1 protein-coding gene is annotated in these 1,310 nt (G+C 71.5%); it reads left to right on the top strand.

The annotated features are described in order from the left end of the window. Positions 1-130: 130 nt before the first annotated feature. Positions 131-1,310: MFS transporter (locus tag E1287_RS43225; protein WP_243719847.1), on the top strand; the 1,180-nt coding region annotated here is incomplete at its 3' end.

Here is a 1,310-nt window from a genome sequence, read left to right as displayed (position 1 = left end):
TGCATAAGAGCCAGACCCCCCCCCGCCGATTTCCCGAAAATGCCGCCCCCGGCAATGCCGCCCCAGCGAATACCGCCGCCGACGAGGTTCGGACCCCGGAATGTCGGTGGCGCCGCGTACGGTCCCGAGCGTGGCGGATGAGGCACGGGCGCCGCTGTGGCGGCTCAGCCCGGCGCAGCGGCTCCTCGATGGCGGCGCGCTGCTGAACTCGCTCGCCTTCTTCGCGGCCATGCCGTTCGCGCCGCTGTACCTGAGCGAGCACACGGGCCTCGGCAAGCCCGCGGTCGGCGCGGTGGTCGGGGCGGTCGCGCTCACCGCCGCCTTCGGCGGCCTGCTCGGCGGGATGATCGTGGACCGGCTCGGCGCCGTCCCGCTCATGCGGGTCGGCCTGGTGCTCTACGTCGCCGTCTACGCCCTGCTGGCCACGGCCCGCGCCGCCACGGCGATCATCGTCCTGTTCCTGCTGCTGGGCGTGGCGCGGCTGATGGTGGAGCCGGGCGCGAAGAAGCTGCTGTCCCAGGTGGCCGACGGTGAGGGCCGTGTGTTCCGCGTCCGCTATATGACGCTGTGCGCGGGCGCGATCGGCGGTCCGGCGATCGGCGGCGCTCTCTACCAGGCCGGCGCGGTGGCGTTCTTCGCCGTCCCCGCCTGCTTCTACGCGGCCTACCTCGTCCTCGTCGTGCTGCGGAACGCGGACCTGGTGGCGCTCCAGCCGCCCGCCGCGCATGGACGCGCGACGTCCCGGCCTCCGGTCGCGGCGACGCTGCGCGACCGCCGCCTCCTCGCCGTCGTCACCGCCGGGATCGTGGTCTTCTTCGTCTTCTCCCAGATGGAGTCCATGATCCCGCTCTATATGAAGGGCAGGTACGGCGACCGCACCGAGGAGTACTTCGCCGCGCTGTTCATCGCCAACGCCGTCCTCGCCCTGGCCCTCCAGCTCCCGATCGACCGGGTGTCCGGACGGATCGGCCGCAACGCCATGGTCGTCGCCGGCGCGGTGAACTTCACGGTCGCGTTCGCCTGCTTCTGGGCGAGCCCGTCCGGCCTGGCCTGGCTGTACGTCGGGATCGTGTTCTGGACGATCGGCGAGGGCATCCTGCTGCCGATGCCGGACATGGCCGTCCACGAGATGGCGGACGACGAGAACAAGGGCGCCTACTTCGGCCTGTCCGAGGTGCGCCAACTCGGCTTCTTCCTCGGCCCTTTCGCGGGCGGCTTCCTACTCGACGCGGGGACCACGCCGTACTTCGCCGTCATGGGCCTGTTCATCTTCCTCTGCGTCCCCCTGCTCCTCCGCCGCACGTCCGCCC

It is taken from the genome of Actinomadura sp. KC06, assembly GCF_004348735.1.
Lineage (GTDB): Bacteria > Actinomycetota > Actinomycetes > Streptosporangiales > Streptosporangiaceae > Spirillospora.
This window is presented reverse-complemented; position numbering and strand designations above follow the sequence as displayed.